This window comes from Actinoplanes sp. CA-142083 (assembly GCF_050942195.1).
In the GTDB taxonomy this organism is placed as follows: domain Bacteria; phylum Actinomycetota; class Actinomycetes; order Mycobacteriales; family Micromonosporaceae; genus Actinoplanes.
The window spans coordinates 8,474,897-8,498,902 of sequence record NZ_CP192076.1; the positions used below are offsets into that span (position 1 = coordinate 8,474,897).

23 protein-coding genes are annotated in these 24,006 nt (G+C 72.8%); 10 read left to right on the top strand and 13 right to left on the bottom strand.

The genetic code is table 11. The annotated features are described in order from the left end of the window. Positions 1–24: 24 nt before the first annotated feature. Positions 25–1,869, bottom strand: coding sequence for a ricin-type beta-trefoil lectin domain protein (locus ACQPZX_RS38795; RefSeq protein WP_433366990.1), 1,845 nt, complete (start codon positions 1,867–1,869; stop codon positions 25–27). Positions 1,870–1,945: 76 nt separating this feature from the next. Continuing rightward, positions 1,946–4,711 carry a helix-turn-helix transcriptional regulator gene (locus ACQPZX_RS38800; RefSeq protein ID WP_433366993.1) on the bottom strand — a complete coding sequence of 922 codons (2,766 nt, stop codon included), beginning with the start codon at positions 4,709–4,711 and terminating at the stop codon, positions 1,946–1,948. A gap of 86 nt (positions 4,712–4,797) precedes the next feature. Between ACQPZX_RS38800 and ACQPZX_RS38805 the strand changes: the two genes are divergently transcribed. After that, a complete protein-coding gene (locus ACQPZX_RS38805; RefSeq protein WP_433366996.1) occupies positions 4,798–5,469 on the top strand; it encodes an alpha/beta fold hydrolase in 672 nt (223 codons plus the stop codon). Beyond that, positions 5,466–6,089, top strand: coding sequence for a sigma-70 family RNA polymerase sigma factor (locus ACQPZX_RS38810; RefSeq protein WP_433366998.1), 624 nt, complete (start codon positions 5,466–5,468; stop codon positions 6,087–6,089). Before ACQPZX_RS38805 ends, ACQPZX_RS38810 begins: the two co-directional genes overlap by 4 nt. On the opposite strand, the gene ACQPZX_RS38815 is transcribed toward ACQPZX_RS38810, so the two are convergent. The 3 genes from ACQPZX_RS38815 to ACQPZX_RS38825 are packed head-to-tail and all read right to left on the bottom strand — an operon-like array spanning position 6,065 to position 8,113. Continuing rightward, positions 6,065–7,078 carry a molybdopterin-dependent oxidoreductase gene (locus tag ACQPZX_RS38815; RefSeq protein ID WP_433367000.1) on the bottom strand — a complete coding sequence of 338 codons (1,014 nt, stop codon included), beginning with the start codon at positions 7,076–7,078 and terminating at the stop codon, positions 6,065–6,067. The genes ACQPZX_RS38810 and ACQPZX_RS38815 overlap by 25 nt on opposite strands. A 19-nt stretch (positions 7,079–7,097) precedes the next feature. After that, positions 7,098–7,463, bottom strand: coding sequence for a hypothetical protein (locus ACQPZX_RS38820; protein WP_433367003.1), 366 nt, complete (start codon positions 7,461–7,463; stop codon positions 7,098–7,100). Between the two features lie 29 nt (positions 7,464–7,492). After that, positions 7,493–8,113 (bottom strand): hypothetical protein, encoded by a 621-nt coding sequence (locus tag ACQPZX_RS38825; protein WP_433367006.1) that lies wholly within the window; start codon positions 8,111–8,113, stop codon positions 7,493–7,495. Positions 8,114–8,276: 163 nt separating this feature from the next. Here ACQPZX_RS38825 and ACQPZX_RS38830 point away from each other — a divergent pair, with 163 nt between their 5' ends. Both ACQPZX_RS38830 and ACQPZX_RS38835 read left to right on the top strand, forming a co-directional pair. Then, a complete protein-coding gene (locus ACQPZX_RS38830; protein WP_433367009.1) occupies positions 8,277–10,298 on the top strand; it encodes a sensor histidine kinase in 2,022 nt (673 codons plus the stop codon). Further along, positions 10,295–10,936, top strand: a complete 642-nt coding sequence (locus tag ACQPZX_RS38835; RefSeq protein WP_433367011.1) for a response regulator — start codon at positions 10,295–10,297, stop codon at positions 10,934–10,936. Before ACQPZX_RS38830 ends, ACQPZX_RS38835 begins: the two co-directional genes overlap by 4 nt. A gap of 25 nt (positions 10,937–10,961) precedes the next feature. On the opposite strand, the gene ACQPZX_RS38840 is transcribed toward ACQPZX_RS38835, so the two are convergent. Both ACQPZX_RS38840 and ACQPZX_RS38845 read right to left on the bottom strand, forming a co-directional pair. Continuing rightward, positions 10,962–13,700, bottom strand: coding sequence for a winged helix-turn-helix domain-containing protein (locus ACQPZX_RS38840; protein ID WP_433367014.1), 2,739 nt, complete (start codon positions 13,698–13,700; stop codon positions 10,962–10,964). A gap of 52 nt (positions 13,701–13,752) precedes the next feature. Then, positions 13,753–14,784 (bottom strand): class I SAM-dependent methyltransferase, encoded by a 1,032-nt coding sequence (locus ACQPZX_RS38845; RefSeq protein ID WP_433367017.1) that lies wholly within the window; start codon positions 14,782–14,784, stop codon positions 13,753–13,755. An 82-nt stretch (positions 14,785–14,866) separates the two neighbouring features. Here ACQPZX_RS38845 and ACQPZX_RS38850 point away from each other — a divergent pair, with 82 nt between their 5' ends. Continuing rightward, entirely contained in the window at positions 14,867–15,781 is a 915-nt protein-coding gene (locus ACQPZX_RS38850; RefSeq protein WP_433367020.1) for an NADP-dependent oxidoreductase, read from the top strand. Here ACQPZX_RS38850 and ACQPZX_RS38855 read toward each other — a convergent pair. After that, on the bottom strand, positions 15,778–15,924 hold the full coding sequence (locus ACQPZX_RS38855) for a hypothetical protein (protein WP_433367023.1): 147 nt from the start codon (positions 15,922–15,924) through the stop codon (positions 15,778–15,780). The genes ACQPZX_RS38850 and ACQPZX_RS38855 overlap by 4 nt on opposite strands. A gap of 85 nt (positions 15,925–16,009) precedes the next feature. Here ACQPZX_RS38855 and ACQPZX_RS38860 point away from each other — a divergent pair, with 85 nt between their 5' ends. Beyond that, positions 16,010–16,414: a VOC family protein gene (locus ACQPZX_RS38860; protein ID WP_433367025.1), complete on the top strand. Its 405-nt coding sequence runs from the start codon at positions 16,010–16,012 to the stop codon at positions 16,412–16,414. A 1-nt stretch (position 16,415) separates the two neighbouring features. Here ACQPZX_RS38860 and ACQPZX_RS38865 read toward each other — a convergent pair whose 3' ends face one another. Continuing rightward, positions 16,416–16,769, bottom strand: coding sequence for a YciI family protein (locus ACQPZX_RS38865; protein WP_433367028.1), 354 nt, complete (start codon positions 16,767–16,769; stop codon positions 16,416–16,418). Positions 16,770–16,864: 95 nt separating this feature from the next. On the opposite strand from ACQPZX_RS38865, the gene ACQPZX_RS38870 reads away from it, so the two are divergent. Beyond that, positions 16,865–17,485 carry a GNAT family N-acetyltransferase gene (locus ACQPZX_RS38870; RefSeq protein ID WP_433367031.1) on the top strand — a complete coding sequence of 207 codons (621 nt, stop codon included), beginning with the start codon at positions 16,865–16,867 and terminating at the stop codon, positions 17,483–17,485. Here ACQPZX_RS38870 and ACQPZX_RS38875 read toward each other — a convergent pair. Next, the gene (locus tag ACQPZX_RS38875) at positions 17,456–19,027 is read right to left on the bottom strand and encodes a CocE/NonD family hydrolase (protein ID WP_433367034.1); all 1,572 of its coding nucleotides are present in this window, start codon (positions 19,025–19,027) and stop codon (positions 17,456–17,458) included. The two genes, ACQPZX_RS38870 and ACQPZX_RS38875, sit on opposite strands and share 30 nt — an antisense overlap. A 53-nt stretch (positions 19,028–19,080) precedes the next feature. Here ACQPZX_RS38875 and ACQPZX_RS38880 point away from each other — a divergent pair, with 53 nt between their 5' ends. From ACQPZX_RS38880 to ACQPZX_RS38890, 3 genes are all read left to right on the top strand, one after another. Continuing rightward, complete coding sequence (locus ACQPZX_RS38880) at positions 19,081–19,716, top strand: TetR/AcrR family transcriptional regulator (RefSeq protein ID WP_433367036.1); 636 nt, start codon at positions 19,081–19,083, stop codon at positions 19,714–19,716. A 98-nt stretch (positions 19,717–19,814) separates the two neighbouring features. After that, complete coding sequence (locus ACQPZX_RS38885) at positions 19,815–21,080, top strand: hypothetical protein (RefSeq protein WP_433367039.1); 1,266 nt, start codon at positions 19,815–19,817, stop codon at positions 21,078–21,080. Positions 21,081–21,115: 35 nt separating this feature from the next. After that, positions 21,116–21,958 (top strand): maleylpyruvate isomerase N-terminal domain-containing protein, encoded by an 843-nt coding sequence (locus ACQPZX_RS38890; RefSeq protein WP_433367042.1) that lies wholly within the window; start codon positions 21,116–21,118, stop codon positions 21,956–21,958. Here the strand turns inward: ACQPZX_RS38890 and ACQPZX_RS38895 are convergent. From ACQPZX_RS38895 to ACQPZX_RS38905, 3 genes are read right to left on the bottom strand one after another with little or no spacing between them, the layout of a single operon-like run. Continuing rightward, a complete protein-coding gene (locus ACQPZX_RS38895; RefSeq protein ID WP_433367045.1) occupies positions 21,901–22,809 on the bottom strand; it encodes an NAD-dependent epimerase/dehydratase family protein in 909 nt (302 codons plus the stop codon). The genes ACQPZX_RS38890 and ACQPZX_RS38895 overlap by 58 nt on opposite strands. Continuing rightward, positions 22,802–23,323 (bottom strand): hypothetical protein, encoded by a 522-nt coding sequence (locus tag ACQPZX_RS38900; protein ID WP_433367047.1) that lies wholly within the window; start codon positions 23,321–23,323, stop codon positions 22,802–22,804. The genes ACQPZX_RS38895 and ACQPZX_RS38900 overlap by 8 nt, the downstream gene beginning before the upstream one ends. Before the next feature lie 4 nt (positions 23,324–23,327). Continuing rightward, the gene (locus ACQPZX_RS38905; RefSeq protein ID WP_433367050.1) at positions 23,328–24,002 is read right to left on the bottom strand and encodes a VanZ family protein; all 675 of its coding nucleotides are present in this window, start codon (positions 24,000–24,002) and stop codon (positions 23,328–23,330) included. Positions 24,003–24,006 lie beyond the last annotated feature (4 nt).

The following is a 24,006-nucleotide window of genomic DNA, read 5'->3' on the forward strand; positions in this document are numbered from 1 at the left end:
TCCCCGGATGCGGCTGGAGCCAGGTCAGGCCGGCAGGGTCCACTTCTGGTTCGCGGAGGCGAAGCAGTCCCAGATCTGCAGGCGGGTGCCGTCGGCCGAGCTCGGGCCGGTGGCGTCCAGGCACTTGCCGAGCGACCGCAGGGTGCCGTCGGCGTTCGGCGCCCACTGCTGGGCAGCCGTGCCGTTGCAGTCGTACAGCTGGACCTTGGTGCCGTTGGCGGAGTTGGCCCCGGCCACGTCGAGACACTTGCCGAGGGCGCGGACCGTGCCGTCGGCGCCGGCCGTCCAGGTCTGCGCGGTGGAGCCGTTGCAGGTGTACAGCTGGATCGCCGTCCCGTTGGCCGCGTTGGCCCCCGCGACGTCGACGCACTTTCCGCCGTACCCGGTGATCTGGCCCGTGCGAGACGGCCCGGAACCGGCGTCGCCCGCCCCGGCCCAGACGTAGGTCCCGGTGGTCTTGGCCGGCAAGGTGGCGGTGAACTGGCGCGCGCCGGCCCGCAGGGTGAAGGACTGGTTCGCCGAGGTCTGGTTGACCACGACGGTGACCAGCGAGTTGTCGGGGTTGACGAAGGCGACGTCGGTGACCGTGCCGGTCGAGCCGTAACCGGTGGCCACCCGCTTGGCGCCCGGCTTCACGAACTTCGAGAACTGGGCCACCATGTTGTAGTCCGGCAGCTTCCAGAACGTGTCGGGGCTCGACGGGCTCTGCACCAGCATGGTCGGGTCGGGCGAGCCGGACCAGCGCTCCGGCGAGCGGTTCTGGTCCAGCATGGACACCCAGCCCTCGTAGAGCGTGGCCTGGTTGCGGAAGTACTGCACGATCCGGTCGGCGCCCGCGGTGCCCCATACCGAGCGCTCGGTCATCAGCACGTCCTTCTCCGGGTACGACGCCTTGACCGTCGCCATCGCCGAGGGGTCGCCGGCGTAGTCGTGGAACGCGATCCCGTCGACCGAGGAGCGCGCGTCGGCGGTGAGCACGCCGGCGGCGTACGAGGCGCCCTCGGAGAAGTTGTGGTCGAACGCCCAGATCTTGGTGGTCGGCAGTTCGGCGCGGACCGCCTTGGCCAGCTGCCGCTCCTGGTCGGCCGTCACCAGCATGCCGGGGTAGTCGGCGGGCTCGAACAGCGGCTCGTTCTGCAGGGTCAGCGCGTAGATCGGGATGCCCTGTGCCGCGTACGCCCGCACGGCCTTGCCGTAGTAGGCGGCCAGGTTCGGGATGTACTGGCTGAGCAGGCTGCCCCGGATGATGTTGTTGCTGGTCTTCATCCACGGCGGCGCGCTCCACGCGCTCGCGAAGATCTTCAGGTTCGGGTTGATCGCGAGGGCCTGCTGCAGCGTCGAGATGATGTGGTAGTCGATGTCGCGCTGGATGGAGAAGCGGCTCAGCGTCGGGTCGGCCGCGCCGTCGTCGTACGTGTAGAAGTCGTGCGACGTGAAATCGCTGGTCCCCAGCGTGATCCGGACGACGTTGAAGCCGGCGCCGTTGACCGGGTCGACCAGCGCGCGCAGGGCGGCGTCCCGGCCGGCCGCGCTCATCCGGGAGAGGTTGTAGATCGTGGACTCCTCGAGCGAGGAGCCGACGCCGAGCACGGTCTGGAACTGCTGCGTCGTGTCGACGGTGATGGTCGCGGAACCGCCGGCCGCCGCGGTGGCGAGGTCGGCCTGGCGGCTGAGCTGGTAGGGCGTGCCGGCCAGGCCGGTCGCCGGGTTGGTGTACCAGTTGCCGTTCTTGGGTTCGTACCCGGCGGTGCGGGACTCGGAGCTGAGGTAGACCTGCACGGTGGTGGCGGCGGCCGCGTGGGCCGGGGCGCTCAGGCCGGCGGTGGCGAGGACCGCGGCGAACACGGCCGCGATTCTGGTACGGGACATCTGGCGGGCCCCTCGGGGGTAAATTCAGGACGTGAAGTAACGATCCTCGCGTCCCCGATAGAGGCCAGTCAATGGCCTACGGTTCCGGAACACCGGCCGTCATGAGGTTAGCCAGCTCCGTCCTCGACCGGACCGAGAGCTTTCGGTAGATGCGGGTCAGGTTGGCCTCGACGGTCTTGACCGACATGAACAGCTCGGCCGCGGTCTCCTGGTTGGAGTGCCCCGCGCCGACCAGCTCGGCGACCCGGCGCTCGGTCTCGGTGAGCCCGCTCGTGGTGGGACGCAACCCGATCCGGCCGGCCTCGAGCCGCGCGCGCTCGGCCCAGCGGGGAATGCCCAGCTCCTCGAAGGTCGTCGCCGCCGCGTTCAGCGTCTCGCCGGCCAGGCCCTTGTAGCCGGCGCGGCGGTAGACCTGGCCCAGGGCCAGCCGGGAGCGGGCCGCCTCGAACGGGCACTCGGCGCCGGTCTCCACGATCGCGCGGAGTCGGGTCAGGGCGTCGTCGACGTCACCGCGGGCGGCCCGGACCAGCGCCTCGCAGCGGTCGGCGGCGACCGCGGCCTCGGGCCGGCCGGCGGCGGCCTGGTGGCGCAGGACGGCGATGGCCGCGTCGGCCTCCGGCATCGCGCCGGTCTGCAGCGCGGCGTCGGCGTAGTCGACCGCCCACAGCAGGGCCTCCATGTCGACCATCCGGGTGCTCGCGAAGATGCCGGCCAGCTCGCGCAGCGGCTCCAGCGCCGCCTGCCAGTCGCGGGCCGAGGTCTCGACGAAGCCCAGCTGGGCCAGGAAACCGCCGCGCCAGTACGTCGACTCGCGGATGCGCGGCTCGGCCACCGCGCGCCGGGCCCACTCGCGGGCGACGTCGAGGTTGCCGGAATAGCCGTCGACCAGGACGCGGGCCATCGCCTCCTGGGAGGTGTAGGCGGCCGACCAGTCGCGGCTGGCCGCCGTCCAGGCGCCGGTGCGGGCCGCCTCGTCGAGGGCGGCGCGGGCATCGTCCACCTTGGACGACCGGATGAGGATGAGAACGAGGGCCACGTACAGCAGGGAGAGCTCGCCGTAGCGGCCGGCGTCGACGGCCCACGCGATGCCGTCCCGTACGCGTCGCTCGGCTTCTTGGTCGTCCCGGTCGGCGAAGAAGCCGCGGATGAAGGCCAGCCACGACGCCGAGAGCGGCGGCTCGGCCCGCTCGGCCAGGGATTCGATCTCCCGCAAGGTCTGCTCAGGCTGCCCCACGCCCCAGTGCCGCTCGATCGACACCTGCTCGCTGAGGGCGGCCAGTTGCGTCTCCCACTGCTCGAGCGCGGCGGCCTCGGCGGCCGCCGTCCGCGCCATCTCCAGGGCCCGGGTGCCGTCACCCTGCAGGCGGCACAGCGCCGCCAGCACGCTCATGATCCCGGCCCGGATCGCGGTCCCCGGCGGCGCCAGCGGCAGCGCCTGCTCGGCGAGCGACCGGGCGGTGGCCACGTCCCCGGCGAGGCGGACCCGCCGCGCCAGCACCTGCGCCTGCTCCTCGGGAAGCGTCGCGAGCGCCGACCCCTTGTCGAGGGCGGCCCGGGCCGCCATCTCGTCGCCGGCGTCGCCGTAGACGTCCACGGCCCGCAACCAGCGGTCGAGGCCGCCGTCCGGGGTGGTCAGGGCGGCGCCCTCCAGCAGCTCGCCGGCCAGCCGCTGGGCGCCGCGGCCCCGGGAGATCTCGGCGGCCCGCTCCAGCTCGGCCGCGACCGCCTCGTCGGGAGCGGTGACCGTGCGGGAACGGTGCCGGGCCCGCTCCACCGGATCCTGGAGCGCCTCGGCGAGCTTGCGGTGGGCCCGGCGACGCTCGCCCGGCGTGGCGGCGTCGTAGACCGCCGACGCCATCAGCGGGTGGGTGAAGACGATCGCCGATCCGGCGCCGACGCTCGCCACCTCCTCGTCGGCCGCGTCCTCGAGCGCCTCCCGCAGCCGGGCCCCCTCGACGATCCCCAAAGCCTGCGCCATCGTGAGCCGCCCGGCCGCGGAGGCCAGCAGCAGCACCTCCCGGGCGTCGCGCGGGAGCCGCTCCACCCGCTCGCGCAGCAGGTCAGCCAGGCTCGGCGGCACCGGAACGACGCCGGAGCGCCGGTGCGCCGGGCCGGCCTCCATGGCCCGCGCGATCTCCAGCGCCAGCAGCGCGTTGCCGCCGCTGGCCCGGGCCACGCCGGCCGCCAGCGGCGGCGTCCACCGCGGGCCGAGCCGGTCGCGAAGGACCTGCCCGACCGCGTCGTCCGCGAGCGGCGGCAGCACGAACTCCCGCCGCGGCTCGGCCAGGGACCGGATCAGGTCGGTTCCGGAGTACGGGTCCGGGCGCGTCGCGACCAGCACGCTCAGCCGCCCGGGCTCGACGGCGAGGCCGCGCAGCGCGAAGCCGAGGCTGCCGAGGCTCGCCTCGTCGAGCCACTGAAGGTCGTCGACGAGCAGGGCGATCGGCTCGGTCTCGCACAGCCGGGTCAGCAATCCCCGTGCGGCCAGGGGCACCGCCAGCGCGTCGACCTCGCCGCCGGCCGGCTCGGCGCGGTGGAGGGCGACCGCCAGCGCGCGCCGCTGCGGGCCCGGAAGGTCGCTGTCCGCGTCCTCCGGGCATTGGCCGACCAGCTCGGCCAGCCCTGCGAACGGCAGGCCCTGCTCGAACTGCGTCGGCGTCACCGACAGCACCCGCCGCCCCCGGCCCTGGGCGAGCCGGGCCGCGACCCTCATCAGGCTGCTCTTGCCGGCGCCGGGATCGCCGGTGGCGACCGCGCTGCCGCCGGACTCCATCAGGTCGGTCACGGCGTGCAGGGCGTCCTCGCGGCCGAAGAACCCCAGCTCGGCTGCCAGGTCACTCACGGGGCCCATCATCCCCAGGGCTCCCTCGCCCTGTCGAGGGTTATCCCTGATGCCTCCCCCACACCCCCCGCCGGACTCTGCGTGGCATGTCGCTTCTGAGAAATGTGGTTCTCGTCCATGGGGCCTTCGAGGACGGGTCGGGCTGGCGAGCGGTGCACGACCTGCTCGCCGCCGACGGCTACCGGGTCACCGTGGTCCAGAACCCCACGCTGTCGCTCGCGGGCGACGTTCTGGCCACGCTGCGGGTCCTGCGGGCGCAGGACGGTCCCTGCGTCCTGGCCGGCCACGGGTACGGCGGGGCGGTGATCACCGAGGCCGGCACCCACGACGCGGTGGCCGCGCTGGCCTTCATCGCCGGTTACCTGCCCGACGCGTACGAGTCGGTGAGCACCCTGGGCCTGCTTCCGCCGGCCCTGCCGTCCCAGGACGGATTCCTGCTCCTGGACCGGGAGAGGTTCCCGGAGTCGTTCGCCGCCGATCTTCCGTACGCCGAGGCGCGCTACCTGGCCGCGGCGCAGGTCCCGTGGGGCGTCGACGCGGCCGCGGGCCGGGTCAACCGGCCGGCCTGGCGCACCAAGCCGAGCTGGTCCCTGGTGGCCACCGACGACCGGATCATCCCGGCGGCGGCGCAGCGCGAGATGGCCACCCGCGCGGGCGCGACCGTGGTCGAGGTGGCCGCGAGCCACGCCGTGCACATGTCCCAGCCGGGCACCACCGCCGACGTCATCCGGGCCGCCGCGCTGGGGGTGTCCCGATGAGCACCTGGACGTGCGAGGACCTGGATGAGTTCGTCCGCGCGCGGCCGCGCCTGGTCGCGATCGCGCGCCGGATCGTCGGCAACGCGGACGAGGCCGAGGACATCGTGCAGGAGGTGTGGCTCCGCTGGCAGCGCACGGACCGCGGCGCGGTGATCAACGCCGAGGCGTTCCTGGCCACCGTCACCGGCCGGCTGGCCATCAACCTGGTCCAGTCGGCGCGCCGGCGGCACGAGAGCTATGTCGCCCCCGACCAGCACGTGGAGACGGCCGACCGGGGGGCCGGGCCGCACGCGGAGACCGAGCGGCGGGAGGCGATCGAGTCGGCCGTCGGCCTGGTGGTCGAGCGGCTGCCGCCGGCCGAGCGGGCCGCGTACGTGCTGCGGGAGGGGTTCGAGTACCCGTACGCGCGAATCGCCGAGCTGCTGCGGACCAGCCAGGCCAACGCGCGGCAACTCGTGACGCGGGCCCGGGCGCGGGTGGCCGTCGCCGGGCGGCGGCCGTACGAGTCGCCGGCCCGCGGTTATCTCACGCGCGCCTTCGCCACCGCGTCGCGCAGCGGCGACCTGACGAGCCTGGAGAGGCTGCTAGCCGCCGGTCAGCTCAAGGGGAAGACGAACTGAGCCCACGGCGGGCGCGCGGAGGGCTCGATCGAGGTGACCCACTTGACCCACCAGAAGCCGCGGCGGCCGGGCGCGACGATGCGGGCCGGGAAGCCGTGACCGTACGAGAGCGGTCGGCCGGCGACGGCGGTCACCAGCCAGACGTCGTCGGTCGTGGCGGCGCCGAACCAGCGGGCATAGCCGGTCGTGGACCGGACCTCGAGGCTGCGCCAGCCGGATTTGGGGAGGCCGGCGGCGGCGATGAGCGTGCTCAGCCGGACGCCGTCCCAGTCCTGGCTGCTGTACCAGCCGCTGGTGCAGTCGAGGATCGCGGTGAAGCGCTCGTGCGGCAGGGCCCGGATCGCCTCCAGGTCGAAGGTCACCGAGCCCACCCGCAGGGTCCACCGCGCCGGGTCGATCCGCTGGACGCCGTCGTCGAACCAGGACGTGACCTCGAGCGACGCCTTGGGGACCGAGCCGGTGAAGCGGCGCCCGCCGGCCACGGCCGCGGTGTCCCAGGCGGCGGTGGCGACGGCGGCCGCGCCACCGAGCACGCCGAGCCGCAGCAGGGCCCGCCGGTCGGCGTCGGTGCGGCGCGGGCGCACGGCGTGGCCGAAGAAATGGGCGGTCACGGCGAGCAGCGCGCCGATCGCCGCGCCGACGTGGATCTGCATGAGCGTGAGCGGCCCGACGAACTCGACCCGGCCGGTCGAGTGGAGAAGCCCGCTGCCGATGGTGATCAGCACGAACGCGGCCAGGGTGAGCGACAAAGCCTTGGTCGCCCGCCGCCGTCGCGTGCGGCGCAGACCGCGCCGGATCACCACGTATTTCCAGGGCGCCAGTAGCAGGATCGCCAGTGCGGCGGCGGCGTGCAGCTGGATCAGGTCGAGCGGCCAGTTGACCCCGATGGTGTTGGCCGCCGTGCCGGTGAGCACGCCGGCCGCCAGCAGCAGGCCGAGCGCCAGGTCGACCCGGCGCCCGGCCTGCCTGCCGCGCAGACTCACCCGCATGCGCCGAACGCTAGCGCGGTCACGCCCGGCGGCCGAACCACCAGGCACTCGACGCGTAGACCGCGAGCACGACCGCGGCGGCGATCGTGTAGGCGGCCAGGCCGCTCGGGACGAACGGGACCAGCAGAAGGACGGCCACCAGGCTGACGCCGGCCGCGACGAGCTCGGGCCGCCACGGCTCCTTCGCCGCGCCCTCCCCCGCCGGGCCCTTAGGCGCACCCTCGCGCTCACGGCCGAACGCCCGCACGGCCGGGTAGCACACGGCGGCGAAGACCAGCACCCAGAGCCAGCCCTGGGACAGAACGAGATTGAGCAGGCCGGCGGCGAGGGTCAGGAACGCCGCCAGCAGCCCCGACATCATCACCCGCCGGCGCACCACGGTCATGGGCCCAGAGTGGCGCGCCGGCGCAAACCTCAGCCCTCGGCGCCGGTCAGGTGCGGGCGCAGGGCCAGGATCAGGCCGAGCGTGGCGTAGCCGACCAGCAGGTGCGCGACGCCGACGAACTGGCCGGCGGTGGCGCCGGCGATGCCCATGACCGGGACGGTGACGACGGCCCAGCTCTCGGCGACCAGCGGCCAGAACCGGGCGGCGCCGCGCCAGCGGCCGGTGAAGGCGATCTTCACGCCGATGATGAACATGCCGAGCATCGACAGCGGCCAGAACATGTCGAGCGCGTGCATCCAGACGGCGTCGCGTGAGCCGGGCATCGCCGCGTGCAGGACGCTCCACAGGGTGGCGAGCGCCAGCAGGACGTACTCGACCCGCAGCATGCCGCGGGCGACCTTCGACGTGCCCGTCGCGGAGGTGCGCAGCTGGGTGGTGACCAGGGCGAACAGGCCCGCCTGGAACGGCAGGGCGCCGAGGTCGTTGACCAGGATGCCGGTCGGGTCGGTGGTCTGCGGGTTGTAGAGCGCCATCGAGCCGGCCCAGATGGCCGCGCCGGCGGCGACGAACCAGCCGGTGCGGCGGACGCCGGAGACGGCGGCCGGGGTCTCGTCGGTGCGGGCCAGTGCCGGGGTGACGGTGACAGACATGGTGTTGTTCTCCCTAAGTGCTTCAGCGATGGGAGAACTCTCGCCGGGACCCGTCCCGGGCGGGCAGGGCCGAGCGCCACCGAAGCGGTCCCGCGGAATGTCCCGGGTGGCCCGGGACATCCGCCCACTGACCCCGGGACACCTGAGCTGCGACGATGTCCGCGTGAAGAAGGCAACCGGCGTCCTCGTCGCCGCCGTCGCGCTGACCGTGCTCGCGGCGATCCTGGACGCGCGGGTGCCGGCCGCCCATCGCGAGATCCTCGATGTCGACCTGGGCTGGACGGCCGGCATCCCCGGTTTGGGCCTGGTCATCCCCGGGGCGATCCTGCTGTACCGCTTCCCGCGGCAGCCGGTGGCGTGGCTGCTCTGCGGCTCGGGCCTGCACTGGTGTCTCGACGGCGCGGCGGGCTCCTGGCTGGCCTATGCGACGTACTCCGGCCGGCCGGGCGCCGCGGCCGCCTTCTGGGTCTACCAGCGGCTCGGCGCCGCTTTGCTGATCTGGTTGCCGCTGCTGCTCCTGATCTATCCCACGGGCAAACTTCCCGAGGGGCGGTGGCGCGTCTTCGCGTACGCGTCAATGGCCGCCGCCTCGCTCGCGCCGCTCCTCACGCTGATCGTCCCGTCCGGCGTCGCGCAAGCGCGCGACGGCGCCCCCTTGCCGGCGCCGTTCCGCGGCCTCGACCTCGACCCCGCCTCGCTGCCGCTGCCCGACGGCTGGTGGCCGCCCCTGCTCGCCGGCGCCTGGCTGCTGCTGCCGCTCGGCGTGATCGGCTCGTTCGTCGTGGTGGTCCGCCGCTACCGGGCCGCGGATGGCGACGACCGGCTGGCGCTGCGCTGGCTGACCTGGGCCGCTGTCGTCGACGTGCTGGTGATCGTGTCCCAGGTGGTGGTCCCGGAGCTGGCCGGCGTCACCATCGGCCCGGCGATCGCGCTCACCGGCGGGGCGATCGCGGTCGCCTTGGTCCGGCCGCGCCTGCTCGACATCGACCGGCTGCTCGGCGGCACCCTGCTGTACGCCGCGATGGCGGTCACCGTGCTGGCGGTGGACGCCTGTGTGCTCGGCGCGACCGGCGCGCTGCTCGGCGAGCGGCTGGCCGAGCGGGACGCGGCGGTGCTGGCGCTGCTGCTGGTGATGGCGGCGTACGGCCCGCTGCGGCACCGCCTCTGGCTGGCGATCCGCCGCCTGACGCTGGGCCGGCGCGACGATCCCTACCGGGTGATCGCGGGCCTCGCCGAGCAGATGGAGCGGGCGCCCTCCCCCGCCGCCGAGCTGGACGCCGTGGCCGCCACGGTCGCGACCGCGTTCCGTTCGTCGTTCGTCACCGTCGAGGTCGACGGGCTGACCGGCACCAAGCTGTGCGTCACCCACGGCGAGAAGACCCGGCCGTTCCGCGAGCTGCCGATCACCTACCGCGGCGAGACGGTCGGGCGGGTGCTGCTCCCGGCGCACGCGCGCGTGTGGTGGAGCACGCGGGACGAGCGGCTGCTCGGCGACGTGGTGCGCCAGGCCGCGGTCGCCGCCCGCTCCGCGCTGCTGGCGCAGGAGCTGCAGCGCAGCCGCGAGCAGATCGTCGCGGCCCGCGAGGAGGAGCGCCGCCGCCTGCGCCGCGACCTGCACGACGGGCTCGGGCCGGCGCTCGGCGGGGTGGGCCTGCGCATCGACGCCGCCCGCAACCTGGCCACCCGCAACCCGGCCGAGGCCGACAAGGCGCTCAAGCAGGCCCGCGAGGACCTGACCGCGGCGGTCGCCGACGTGCGCCGGCTGGTGCACGACCTGCGGCCGCCGGCGCTCGACGACGTAGGCCTGCTCGACGCGGTGCGCCAGCAGGCCGCCAAGCTGCGGGCGCCCGGCCTGGCCATCACCGTCGAGGGCCGCGACGACCTCGACCCGCTGCCGGCGGCGGTGGAGGTCGCCGCCTACCGCATCGCGTCCGAGGCGCTGACCAACGTGGCCCGGCACGCCGGGGCGAGCACCTGCCGGGTGCGGCTGGCGCTCGACGGCAACGAGCTGGTGGTCGAGGTGATCGACGACGGCGTGGGCATCCGGCCCGGCACGGCCAGCGGGGTGGGGCTGGTGTCGCTGCGCGAGCGGGCCGCCGAGCTGGGCGGGGACTGCCGGATAGAGTGCCCGGACGGACGCGGCACCGCGGTCCGCGCCCGGCTGCCGATGGGAGCACCCGCGTGATCCGCGTTCTGGTTGCCGACGACCACCCGATCTTCCGGGACGGCCTGGCGGTCCTGCTGGCCTCGGTCGACGGGCTCCAGGTGGTGGGCACGGCGGCGGACGGCGTCGAGGCGGTCGCGGCCGCGACCCGGCTGCGTCCCGACGTCGTGGTGATGGACGTGCAGATGCCGCGGCTCAACGGCGTCGAGGCGACCCGCCGGCTCGCCGCCGACCTCCCCGAGACCGGCATCGTGGTGCTCACCATGAGCGAGGACGACGGGACGGTGTTCGCGGCCGTGCGGGCCGGCGCCCGCGGCTATCTAGTGAAGGGCGCCGAGCAGGAGGAGATCGTCCGGGCGATCACCACAGTGGCCGGCGGCGGCGCGGTCTTCGGCGTCACGCTGGCCCGGCGGATAGCCGAGTTCTTCGCCGCCGGGCCGCCCGCGCCAACCGAGGCGTTCCCGCAGCTCACCGCCCGGGAGCGGGAGATCCTCGAGCTGCTGGCGGCGGGCCGGTCCAACGCGCAGATCGCCACGATCCTCTTCCTCTCGCCCAAGACGGTGCGCAACAACGTCTCCAACGTCTTCGCCAAGCTTCAGGTCGCCGACCGCGCCGAGGCGATCGTCCGCGCCCGCGAGGCCGGCCTGGGCGGCAATTAAGTCATCCGCCGGCGCGGCCCCCAGCTCACGACCGCGCCAGAGCCTCCTCGATAGCCCGCGCGGCCGCCTCGACCACCTGCCCCGGCGTCAGGTGCGCGCCCAGCCTCCGCAACTCGTTCACCCGCTCGGCGCCCAGCCGCTCGCCCGCCGCCCGCCGGGCCCGCTCGAGACGTTCGGCCTCGGCCGGATAGACGCCCGCCGGCGGCAGCGCCGCGTCCACCAGGACCGCGGTCTCGTCCTCGCCCACCCGCACGAGCAGCACGACGAGGTTCCGCAGCGCCGCCGTCTGCAACGTGTCGTTGCCGGCCCGCCGCCACAGCGCGAGCACGTCCCGGAAGCTGGACAGCGCCGCGACCGGATCGCCGTGCCGGCTGCGGATGGCCACCGCCGCCGTCTCGGCCGCCGCCCGGAACAGGCGGTCATCGGTCTCCGCAGCGATCGAGGCCGCCTCGGCGAGCAGCGCGAGCGCCCGCGCCGGCTCCACATCGCCCAGCGCTTCGCCAAGCCCGTAGCGAGCCTCCGCCCGCGCACTAGGATTTCCCGATAAATCGGAAATGTCCACGGCGGAGCGCGCCAGGTCGACCGCCCGCGCCGCCTCCCCCGACCAGGCGTGCACCAGCGCTTCCCCGACCAGCGCCGACACCGCCAGCGTCGGCGACCCAGAAATCGCGCTATAATATGAAATAGCGGCGGAAGCGTCGCAGCTCACCAGCGCCACGTCCCCCAGCACCTCGTAAGCCGGCGCACACCCCTCAGCAGCCAAGGCCAGCGATCGAGCCTCCTCCAACTCCCCGCGCCCCCAGGCGTGCGTGGCCGCCGCCGCCAACGCCACCCCCGTCCTCGGATGCCCCTTCACCCCGATCGCCGCCCGCCCCCACCGCAACACCTCGTACTGCTGGCAGCGATACCCGTACCGGTACATCGCCGCCGCCAGCCGCACCCGCACGTCCATCGACCCGCGCGCGAACGCCAGCCGCAGATCCGGCAGCAGCCCATCGATCCGCCGCACCGCCTCGGCCTGACCCCGGCCGTGCATCTCCCGGTCGAGCTTCTCGGCCGCCGCCACCATCGCCGCCGCGTGCCGCGCCACCGTCGCCGCGCGGTCCTCCCGCAGCCCCTCCCCCGCATAGGCCCGCACCGTCTCCAGCAACCGGAACCGTCCCGGCCCGTGCCGCACGACCAGCGACCGCTCGACCAGCGAGGCCAGCACAGCCGCGACCTTCTCCCGCGAAACCACCGCGTCCCCCACGACCGCTTCGGCCTGCCCCACCGTGAACGCCCCCGCGAACACCGCAAGCCGCCGCAACACCACCTGCCCGTCCCTTTCCAGCAGCCCGAACGACCAGTCCACCACCGCCCGCAGCGTCCGATGCCGCACGTCCCCGCCCCGAGCCCCGCGCACCAGCAGATCCAGCCGATCGTCCAGCCTTTCCCGCAACGGCGTCACCCCCAGCGCCGCCGCCTGCGTAGCCGCCAACTCGATCGCCAACGGCAACAGATCAAGCCGCCGCACGATCTCCCCCACCGCTTCCGGCTCCGCCACCACCCCGGCCCGATCCCCGAACAACCGCGCCGCCGCCTCCTCCCCCAACGGCGCCAGCGCGAGCACTTTCTCCCCGTCCACCCGCAGCCGTTCCTGGCTGGTCACCACGACCCTCAGTCCGTTCAGCGCCGAAACCACCAGCCCCGCCATCTCCACGACGTGCTCGCAGTTGTCCAGCACCACCACCGAGAACCCCTCCGCCGCCCGCGACAGCGCCCCCATCGGTTCGTCCATCGGCCCGATCCGCGCCCCCACCGCCACCGCCACGGCTTCGACCAGGTCTTCCGGACCCACGTCGGCCGCGTCCACCCACGCCACCAGACGTCCCGCGCGCACGGTTTCCGCCACCAGCCGCGTCTTGCCCACGCCGCCGGGCCCGGTCACCGTCACCAGGCCCGGCTCCGCGAGCAGTTCCGCGAGCTGCCGCACCTCACGCTCTCTGCCTACAAAGGACGAGAATCGCATGGGTACGCGTCCGGCCAAGCCCCCGCCGCGCAAGGCGACCTGAGCGCCGGGTCGCGGCCGCAGGGCCACTCTCGCGTGCGGCGCGGGCTCGAGCTCACCCCGCAAAACCGCAACCTGAAGCGCCCGCACCCGCTCCGACGGATCGATCCCCAGCCGCTCCACCACAGCATCCGCATGCCGCCGCAGCGCTTCCAACGCCTCCCCGCGCCGCCCACCCCGCGCATACGCTTCCGCAAGCGCACACGCCCCAGCCTCCCATGAGGCGTCCCCGTGCACTTCCTCCACAAGCCGCCCTAAAAGGTCGCCCGCAGCACCCCGCGCCAACGCTTCCCTATACATCCCGCGCAGTCGGGCAGCGAATCCTCGAAACGGCTCCCCGGTGAACTCCGGCAGCGGCTCCCCACGCCACAGCCCCACCGCCTCCGCCACCGCAGCGTCGTCCTTGAGCAGGTCCTCGAACCGCAGCGCGTCGACCGCCGCCCGCTCGACCGCCAGCCGATACCCCGCCGGCTCCAGCGTTATCACCCCGGGCGTCCCCAGCGCCGCCCGCAGCCGGGCCACATGCGACTGCAGGCTGTTCCGCGCGGCCGCCGGCGGCCCCTCCGGCCACAGCGCGTCCATCAGCGCCGTCACTCCCACCGGCCGCCCGGCGTGCAGGGCGAGCAGCGCAAGCACCGTCCGCTGGCTGTGCCCGGCCACGGCAACCGGCCCACCCGCGCCGCTCACCTCCAGGGGCCCCAGCACCCGAACCAGCACGGCCCGACCCTACGACGCCCCCACCCAAGATCGGCTCCCCTTTTCGCCCCGCTCAGCGCAGCCGGTAGAACCTCCAGAAATCGTTGGGGATGTCGAGGACCGACGGGTCGTCGAAGCCCGCCGCGCGGGCCCACTCCATCACCGTCGGCGCGCGCAGGATCGTGCCGTGGGCGTGGACCGGGTTCTCCGCTCGGGTCGCCGGCAGGCAGTGCAGGACGCTGAACGCGTACTGCAAGCGCTCGATCTCCCCCGCCGGCGCGGTGAACTCGTCGGACACCCGCTCGTCGCCGATGAAGACGCTGCCGCCCTCGGCGAGCAGGCGACGGCAGTTGCGCAGCACCCCGACCGGATCGCCCATGTCGTGCAGCGCCTCGAAGATGGTCACCAGGTCGTAGCCCCGCTCACCCTCGACGGCGGCGTCGCCCAGCGTGAAGCTCACCCGGTCGGCCACACCGGCCGCCGCCGCGGTCCGGCGAGCCTCCTCGATCGATGCGGGATCAAGGTCGATGCCGCGCACGGTCACCGCCGGGTAGGCCAGCGCGATCGCCACCGACGAGTGCCCCACCCCGCAGCCGAGGTCGAGCACCCGGGCCCCGCCGGCGCGGAGCCGGGCGTCGACCTCCGGCACGGCCGGGAGCCACTCCGAGGTGAGCTGGTGCGCGAACATCGGCCGGTTGAACGACGCGATCCCGTGCCGCATGTGCCGCCCGTACTCGGAGTACGGCACGCCCTCCCCGGTCCGGAACGCCTCGATCACCCGGGGCGTGAGCAGGCCCAGCCCGACCGCGAACTCGCCCGCCGTGCCCAGGAAGTCCGGGCCGCCCTCGTCGAGCAGCACCGACGCGGTCTCGGCCGGCAGCGCGAAGGAAACCCCGTCCGCGCTGGTCAGGAAGCCCGCCGCGGCCTGCTGTTCGAGCCACTCCCGGGCATAGCGTTCGTCGATCGAGGCCGTCTTGGCGAGCTCGGCCGCGGTCAGCGGGGAGTCCCGCAGCGCGGAGTACAGGCCGAGCTCGCGCCCGATCTCGACGGTGCACAATTCGGCCGCGCCGATCAGCGCGCCCAGCAAACGGTCAGCGATAGTCATGCGCTAACCGTGACGCATCTCGCGTGCAGAACGCGTGCAGAGCGCTTGACCTGAACCTCACTTCAACTTGCAGAGTGGCGGCATGAGAGCCGTAGTCTTCGACCGCTTCGGTCCGCCCGACGTCCTGCGCGTTGCCGAGCTGCCCGATCCCGAGCCGGGGCCGGGCGAGGTGCGGATCCGGGTGCGGGCCGCCGGGGTGCAGCCGTTCGATGTCGCGGTTCGCCGGGGCGAGATGCCCTGGGCGCAAATCCACTTCCCGCAGCAACAGATCGGCCAGGAGTACTCGGGGGTGGTCGATCGGCTCGGGGAGGGCGCGAGCGGGTCGGGCCTCGCGGTCGGTGACGCGGTGCTGGGTTCGACAATGTTCAACGGGGCCGCGGAGTTGCTCTGCGTACCCGTACAGAATGTGGTGAGAAAGCCGGACCGCCTGGATCTCCCCACCGCTGCCGCGCTTGTCGCGGCCTCGCAGACCGCAAGCGGCGCGCTCGGCGAACTAGCGGTCGGCGCCGGAGATGTGCTGCTCGTGCACGCCGCCGCCGGCAGTGTCGGCACGGTCGCGACCCAGCTCGCCCGGCTGCGCGGAGCCACGGTGATCGGCACCGCGAGTCCGGCGAACCACGACTACCTGCGACAGTTGGGCGCCGTTCCCGTCGCGTACGGTGATGGGCTTGTCGATGCGGTGCGTGGCCTCGGCACCGCACCGACCGTCGCCCTGGACGCCGCCGGCGGCACGGCCATCGCCCAGTCGATCGCGCTCGGCATCCCGCCGGCCCGGGTCGGCACGATCGTCGACGACAAGGCCGCGGCCGAGCACGGCGCCCTGGTCGTGCGGGCCGGCCGCAGCCCGGAACGCCTGGCCGAGGTGGTCGCGCTGGCCGCCCAGGGCAAGGTCACGATGCCGGTGCGCGCCTACCCCTTCACCGAGGTGGCCGCCGCGCACGCCGCCGTCGAGTCCCGCCACGGTCGCGGCAAGGTCGTCCTGATCGTCGAGCCCTAGCCGGTGATCGTGTTCCAGGAGTAGGCGAGCAGCGCGCACGCGGCCCCGAGGAGCGCGAAGCTGATTCCCCGGGTCGGCAGCGGCAGCGCGGCGATCACCAGCAGAATGACCGCGATCACGTATAGGGCAGCCTGAACAGACATCGTCGCTCCTCAATGGAATGGGATAGCGGCGACCGTTTTACCCCCGGAGCGCGGCGCGCTAAACGCCGCCTCTACGGTTGATCCCATGGCATCGGTCAAGCAGGTCCAGGTCACCTTCGATTGCGCGCAGCCCGAGCGCGTCGCCCGTTTCTGGTGCGAGGTATTGGGGTACGTCGTCCCGCCCGCGATCGAGGAGATGCCGGCCGAGCAGCGGGCTGCCTCGTTCGCGTGCGTCGACCCGACCGGTGTGGGTCCGCGGCTCTATTTCCAGCGCGTTCCCGAGGGCAAGGTCGTCAAGAATCGAGTGCATCTCGACGTACGGGTCGGCACCGGCCTCGTCGGCGACGAGCGCCTGGCCGTGCTCGAAGCCGAAGGCGCACGGCTGATCGAGCTCGGCGCCACGCGCGTGCTTTTGCAGCTCGCCGACGAGGAAAACGAGTCTTGCCTCACGTTGCAGGACGTCGAGGGCAACGAATTCTGTCTCGATTGAGTCAGGTGTTGCTCGCGTACCGGAAACGGCGCACCTCCTGCGGCCAGCCGCAGGCCACCGCGATTTTCGCCGCCCACAGCCGGGCCGTCTCCTCGTCGGGCACGTTCACGACGGCGAACCCGCCGAGGTGCTCCTTGCTCTCCACGTAGGGCCCGTCGGTGAACAGCGGCGTGCCGCTCGTCGCGTCGACGCTGAACACGGGCGCCTGGTCGTCGAGGCCGCCGGTGAAGATGAGGACTCCGGCGGCCTCCATCTCGGCCCGCAACGCGCGGGTGTCCACCGCCGCCCGGCGGAAGTCCTCTTCCGTGAGGTCGGGCACCCACTCGTCGTTGAAGGCGATCAGGTATTCGGTCATGGCTCCTCCTCGTGCCGGCTCGGCCCCGCGGCCGTCCTCCATCATCTCTACGAATGGGGATGGCCGGATCCGACACCGCGACCTACGGTTCGGCGATGACCACCGGATCAGCTCGGGTCGCCGGACCGGCCGATATCGACCGGATCGTGGAGATCCTGACCACCGCGTTCTTTCACGACCCGCTGTGGGGGCCGGCGTTTCCCGATGTCGAGCGGCGGCGCGAGCAGGCGGCCGGCCTATGGCGTTTCTACGTCACCAGCGTGTCGCGGCGCTATCCGTGGACGTTCCTGACGGCCGGCGGCGAGGCCACCTCGGTGTGGATCCCGCCGGGCGGGGTCGAGCTGACCAGCGCCGAGGAGGTCGAGATGGAGCATCTGTTGCTGTCCACCACCGGCCGCGAGACCACCGACGGCATCCTCAAGATCATGGAGCAATTCGATACCGTACGGCCGCGCGAGCCCCATTTCTACCTCGGCCTGATCGGCACCCACGACGACCACCGCGGCAACGGGCACGGAATGCGCCTGCTGGCCGAGAACTTGGCCGTCGTGGACGCCCACGGCGCGGCCGCCTATCTGGAGTCCTCCAACCCCGTCAACGACGTACGGTATGGGCGGTTGGGCTTCGAGCCGCACGGAAAGATCACCGCGGCTAGTGGGCACGTGATGACCACCATGTGGCGGCCCTCAATTCACGATCGGGAGCACCAGCGATGACGTGTGCATGACCCTCGTCCGGGTGGGAACCATCCGGGTCGCGGGGCCGGGCGGCTCGCCGGTGCCGTAATTGCGCAGGATGCGCGGATGGGCGCCGCCGCTGACCTGCAACCGGATGCGGTGGCCGGGCTGGAAGCGGTGCCCGGCCGGGCCCATGTCGACGACGACTCGTCCCGACCCGGTGAAGCGGGTCAGGCCGTCGCAGACGTTCACCGACTTGCCGGTGGGGTCGACGTCGCAGAGCCGGGCGAAAAGGTCACCGCTGGCGGCGGTCGTCGACGCGTCGAACTCGGCCCGCACCGCGCCCATCACCTCGACGGCCTCCAGCAGCGGCTCGCCGGTGAAGACGAGCACGTCGGCACGGGCCTCGAGGACCGCGTTGTCGCGCCGGCCCTGCGTCTTGGACTGCAACGGGCCGCCGATCGACGGGGTCGGGTGCGATGGGTCGTACGAGAAACTCGTCGAACCCGGACCCTCGGAAAGCCGCAGCGTGCCGTCGCCGAGGAACCACCGCTGATCCTGCCCGGCCGGAGGCCAGAACGGCAGGTCGCGCCACTGCTCGGCGCCGGTGATGAACACTCGCACGCGGTCGGCCGGCGTCTCGCCACGCAGGCGGCGCATCGCCTGGGCGAACAGCTCGGGCCAGCCCTGATCGGGCGCCGACGTGTGGGTCCACGGGCCGATCAGCAGGTCGGGGTCGTGACCGGCCGCGCGCAACCGGGTGTAGATCTCGATGACCTGGTCGGGCGCGAGATCCCACCAGCCGGTGCAGAGGCTGACCGGCACGGCGAGCTTGTCGGCGACCGGCATGAGATCGCCGTCGGCCCAGTACTCGGGCTCGGGATGCGCGATCCACTCCTCGAACGACGGCCGGCGGCCCCCGAACGCCGCCGGATAGACGTCGAGCAACGGCACGCGGGTGATCACGCGCTTCAGGTGGCGCCGCAGGCGCAGGATCGCCCAGGCGTAGTCGCGGGCGCGCAGGGCCTGCCCGAACAGCCCGATGCCGCCGACCAGCGAGCGCTCCAGCGCGAAGGCGCCACCCGGCCAGAAGAACCGGCGCAGGTCGGCCAGGCCGACCTGCATGATCGCGCCGCGCCATTCCGGCGGCGGGTCGAGGGCAAGGGCCAATTGCGCGTACGCCATGTAGCTGGCGCCCATCGTGTACAGCTCGCCGGTGAACCACGGCTGGTCACGCAGCCAGGCGACGGCCGCCTGACCGTCACCCGCCTCGTTACGCCAGGCGTGGAACTCGCCGCCCGAGCCGCCGGTGCCGCGGCTGTTCTGCAGGATCACGTGGAAGCCCTGCTCGGCGACGAGCGCGCCGTACAGGTAGTTGAACGGGAATCCGGAGCGTATGTAGGGCGCGCGGATCAACACAGTGGGGCGCGGCTCGTCGGTGAGCGGAGCGTAGTGGTCGGTCAGCAGCGGGCTGCCGTCGGCGGCGGGCACCGGCAGGGCCGGCTCCCAGCGAACGTCGTACGGTGCTCTCTTTTGGGACCGCCGCATGAGCATCCGGACAAGAAACGGGAGTCTCTGCATGTCGGGCTCCTTTTATCGTACGTCGTACGTAAAATACTAGCAGGAGGTAATCGATGGCCCGCGGACGCCCGGCGACGCATACCCGGGACCAGGTCGTGGACGCCGCGATCCGGGTCGCGGACACCGAGGGCCTGGCCGCCGTCACGATGCGGCGCATCGCCACCGAGATCGGCGCCGGGGCGATGTCGCTGTACACGTACGTCCCCGACAAGGACCGCCTGCTCGACCTGATGGTCGACAAGGTCGGCGCCACCACGCAGGTGGTGCCCGTGACCGGCGATTGGCGGGCCGACCTGCTGGCCCTGGCCGGCGCGCAGCGGTCGCTGATGCTGGCGCATCCGTGGCTGCCGGCCGCCCTGCCCAACCGCCGGCTGACCGGCACGCACATGCTGGCCTACCTGGAGCAGGGGCTGGCCGCGCTGGCCCCGACCGGCCTCGACGGCCCCACGAAGATGGAGGTGATCGCCCTGATCACCGGGTTCGTCGCCTCCTACGTGACCAACGAGCTGGCCAACGCCACCTCGACGGCCGAGCAGGTAGAGCTGATCACCGCGGCGATCGGGACCGGCGAGTTCCCGCATCTGGCGGCGGCGCTGGCGGAGGGCCGGCCGGGCCGCGAGGTGTCGTTCGAGCGCATCGCGACCTGGACGATCAGCGGCCTGGTGGAGCAGGCCACCCGAGCCGGCTGAGCGCTCTGCCGCCGCTGGATACCATCGGAGCGGCTTTCCGAAGGCGGCTGGAGGTCGACTTGAGCAGGGTTCACCCTGGTCCCGAGGTTGCGGCAGAGTTGAACGCACGGCTGAGGCGCACATTCGGACAGCACGACGTCGACGCGCTCGGCGAAATGCTGGGCAGGCTCGAGACCTTCTATCAGGCGCGTGGCGAGCACGATTACGGCAACGAGCTCGTCCCCCACATGTGGAGCGACGGGACCGTCAACCTCTCCGCCGCCGGGCCGACCGCGTGGGCTCGCCCGCGCCTGGAGTCAATGCGCCACATCTTGCTTTACGCGCACGGCGTCGAGCTGTCGGACCCGTTGCCGGAAACTCTCCGGAGAGTCATCGGGTGTCTCGACGAAGGACGCTCGCCGATCAGCCACACGTCGACGCTGCGGGAAGCGGTCCGGATGTGGCAGGACATCGCCGGGCTCGTCGGCGACGGAACCGTGACGACGGTCCCCTGGCGTCCCGCGCAGCGAGGCGCTTCGGGGACAGCTCACTACGTGGGCGCGGCGCTCATCGAAGAGGTCGCGGCCGATTGGCGCTTCCGCGCCGACTACTTCCGCATTTCGCTACGGATCGACCCGTCCTCGAAAGACGACGTCGCCGAATGGGTGGTGAAGGAACCCGGCAGTCCCGCCATGAACGACGCGGCCGTCAAGGCGTTCATGGAGAGCTATCTCGTGGACACCTACCTGATGATTCCCAACTACCTGGCATCCGGCCTGGAACACGTTCTGCATTCGCAGTCGCTGGGCCACGGGGCGGCCTGGTTTCCGGACGAGGACCCTTTCGACCTGACCTGCGCGGTGGCGGCCGCCAAGTCGACGCTCGACGACCCCGTCGCCCTCCGCGGCTCCTGGCCGGAACGGGAGCTCGTCGACATGGTGGCCCGCTGCGACATGCCCCACCTGGCCGAGCTCGATCTGGCCACGCTGATCGCGCTGCGCCGCCAGGACGAGGTCTTCGAGGCGTGGCGGGAGCGTCTGCGCGAGGCGCTGAGGACCTATCGCCCCGCCGGCGACCCCAAGTCCATGCTCTTCTTCGTCGACGAGATGAAGGACGCGGCCGCCCGGCTGGAGTCCGAGATGCGCCGCACCAGGTCGCCGATCTGGACGAGCATCTCGAGGAGGGTCGGCTTCGCCGCGCTGGGCAGCGCCGCCGGCGCGCTGACCGGTGGCGTGGCGGGCGTGGCGGTGGGCGGTGGCGCCTCGGCCGTCGCCACCGGCCTCGACATCGCCGTCGAGCATCGGCAGGGCCGCCGCCGGCTTCGCGAATCCATCGATGCCGCGTGCCGGACCGCCATTTTCATGGGGTCGGCGCCGCCGGGCTGATGCGCTCACCGGATCGGCCGTGCAAACATCCCCGGATGATTGTCGAGCCCGATCGGGACGCTCTTCGTGCCGCCCTCGACCGCGAGAGCCGGCGCCTGATCGACCGGGTGCGGGCCAGCGCGGATATGGACGGCGCGGCCCCCGGCCTGGACTGGACCGCCGGCCAGGTGGTCGCGCACCTGTGCGTGGTCTACCGCGCGTTCGCGCTGGCCGTGCGCGGTGACTCCTACACCGAGGAGATCGTCGCCAATCTGGGCACCGGGAGCACGCTGCCGGAGGTGGTGGCGTCGACGAACGCCCGGGCGCTGGCGGTGGTGACATTCCCCGGACCACGCGAGGCGGCCGACGGCCTCCGCGAGTGCGCCGACGAGCTGCTCGCCGCGCTGGACACCAACCCGGACTTCCAAGCCGCCCGGCCCACGCCGTGGTACGGCGCCGGCATGTCTCGCACCGTCGCCACCCTGACCGCGCTCAGCGTCAGCGAGAGCGTGGTGCACGGCTACGACCTCGCGGGGGCGCTGCGAACCCGGCCGTGGCTCGACGAGCGCTCCGCCGCGGCCGCCGCCCCCACGGTGATGAGCGCGATGCTGCCGCTGCTCGTCGACCCGCATGGCGCCCGCGGCTTCACGGGAACCTACGAAGTGCGCATCCGCCAGGCGCCCCGATTTGTCCTCAGCCTGGACGCCGGGGCGGCCCAGGCCGTCCCCGCCGACGGCCGGCCGGTCGACTGCGTCCTCTCCCTCTCCGGCTGCGACGCCCTGCTGGTCGGCTTCCACCGTCGCCGGCTGTGGCGGGCGATGGCTGCCGGCGGCGCGCTCGCCTACGGCCGCCGGCCGTGGCTGGGCCTGCGGTTTCCCACGCTGTTCAAGCTTCCGTGACCGATCTCCGGCTCATCGGAGTAGGCGGGCTGGTATCCGAAAGCCTTCGTGGCGGCACTCGAGTCGTAAACGCGGTCGATTCGCTGCGGCAGAGGCCAGCCGCGGGCGTGGAATGCGGCCGCCACATCCGGAGCGCGCTCGGCGATCACGGCCGCCGCGTCATGGTGCAGGGCGATGCAATCGGCTCGGGTGAAGGGATACCGCCCGGCGATGTTGAAGACCCCGGCAAGATCCAGGTGTGCCGCAGCGCTTGCCGTCGCGGCTGCGACGTCGACGAGCCGGACGGCTCGATGCAGGAGTCGGGTGGCCAGAACGGGCGGCGGTTCCGGGAAGCATCGGGCGATGCGCAACGCCACCGAGGTCACGGGCGCGGAAGCGACAAGCTGCTCGGCGGCCAGCTTCGTCTCGTCGTAGATGTCACGGGGATCCGGCAGCAGACCTTCGTGGACCCAGACCGCCCGGTCCGTCGGTACCAGGGCGTTGCCGTACACGCTCGTGCTGCTGATGTAGACCACGCGCGGCACGCCGGCGGTTTCGGCATCGTCGAGAAGGGCAGCGGTGGCGTCGACGTTGACCGCCCGGAACTCCGCGTCGTCGACGACGCCGACATGCGGAGCGTGCAACGCCGCCGCGTGGACTACGACATCGGCTCCGTGAACCAGGGCGCGGCGCACCGGCCCGGATCGAAGGTCACCGACAATGCCGGTCCATCTGCCGGGTGACCGGTCGACACCGCGAACCTGCCAACCGGCGGCCTCGAGCGCTTGCGCAACGGCGGCACCCACTCGTCCCGAGGTGCCGGTTATCGCGGCAACTCCCGCCGATGGCTCCGCGAGCTCGCCGTCACGCACGAGTCAGTTCGCGATCTCCCACCCGGACTTCGGTGACGCGCAACTCGAAGCGGGGGTGGTCGCGGCGCTCGGCGTCCTCCGAGCGGGCGGCCAGGATGAGGCCCCACTCCTCGTCGAGCCAGAGCAGCATGCGCCGGGCGCTGTGCGGGGAGTACTTCACCGTGACGGGCACGCAGGGCCGTGCGGCCTTGTACTCGACGCCCGGGACCTCGAACATCTCGGCCACGGCCGGGTCGAACCAAGCCGACGGAGCGACGATCAGGCCGGCCGGATTTTGCACCCAGCCCAAGCTCCCGTCGACCTGCCCGGCGCCCGCCCTGGTCGCCGTCGTGGCGTCGCCGGCTAGCAGGGGCGTACCCATCGGCTGTTCGAGCAGCCACTGACCGCCGCCGTGGTGAACCAGCAGGAACGAGCCGTGCTGCGGCTCCGCCAGCGGTGGGCGATTGACCCAGGATCCCCGAAGTGTCAGCGGGGGAGCCGTCGCGCTCAACGCCCTGCCAGCAATGTCCACCATGTACTTATCCTATGGTCACGCCGGTGGCCGACCGCCACCAAGGGCGGGACGCCAGCCCGGCCAGTGCGGCGCCGGCGGCGTTGACCAGGACGTCGTCGATGGAGGAGACACGGTCCAGCTGCAGGACGTACTGGGTGACTTCGATCAGGGCCGAACAGCCGACGCCGAGGGCCAGGATGCGGGGGACGGAGGCGAGCGCCGCGAAGCGGATCGGGGCGAAGAAGCCCAGCGCCGCCAGGATCAGCAGGTTTCCGCCGATGCCGATCGGGCCCATCGTCTGCAGGTCGCGCAGCGGGACCAGGCTCACGCGGCCATCGACGATCCCGGCGCCGGGGCCGGGCATCAGGGTGAGCCAGACGAGCGGCACCGTGCCGTAGACCATGCCTATCTCGGCCAGCGACAGCCGCCACGCCGAGGTGCCGGCGGCAGCCCGGCGGAAGCGCGCCAGAGCCCATGCCGCCAGAGCGGCCAGCGGCAGCCCGGCCAGCATCATGAGCAGGACACCGTTCTCCGTGTCGTAGCAGCCGTGCCAATGCCCGGCCATGCACCTCGGCGCGGACATCATCAAGGGCCGCCGCACCGCGAACACGACGCTCGCCACGCCCAGGACCGCCAGGCCCAGGAGGACGACCCGGAAAGCGCGGCGGGCGGGTGCGGAGAGTGATGCGGTGTCGTTCATGCGC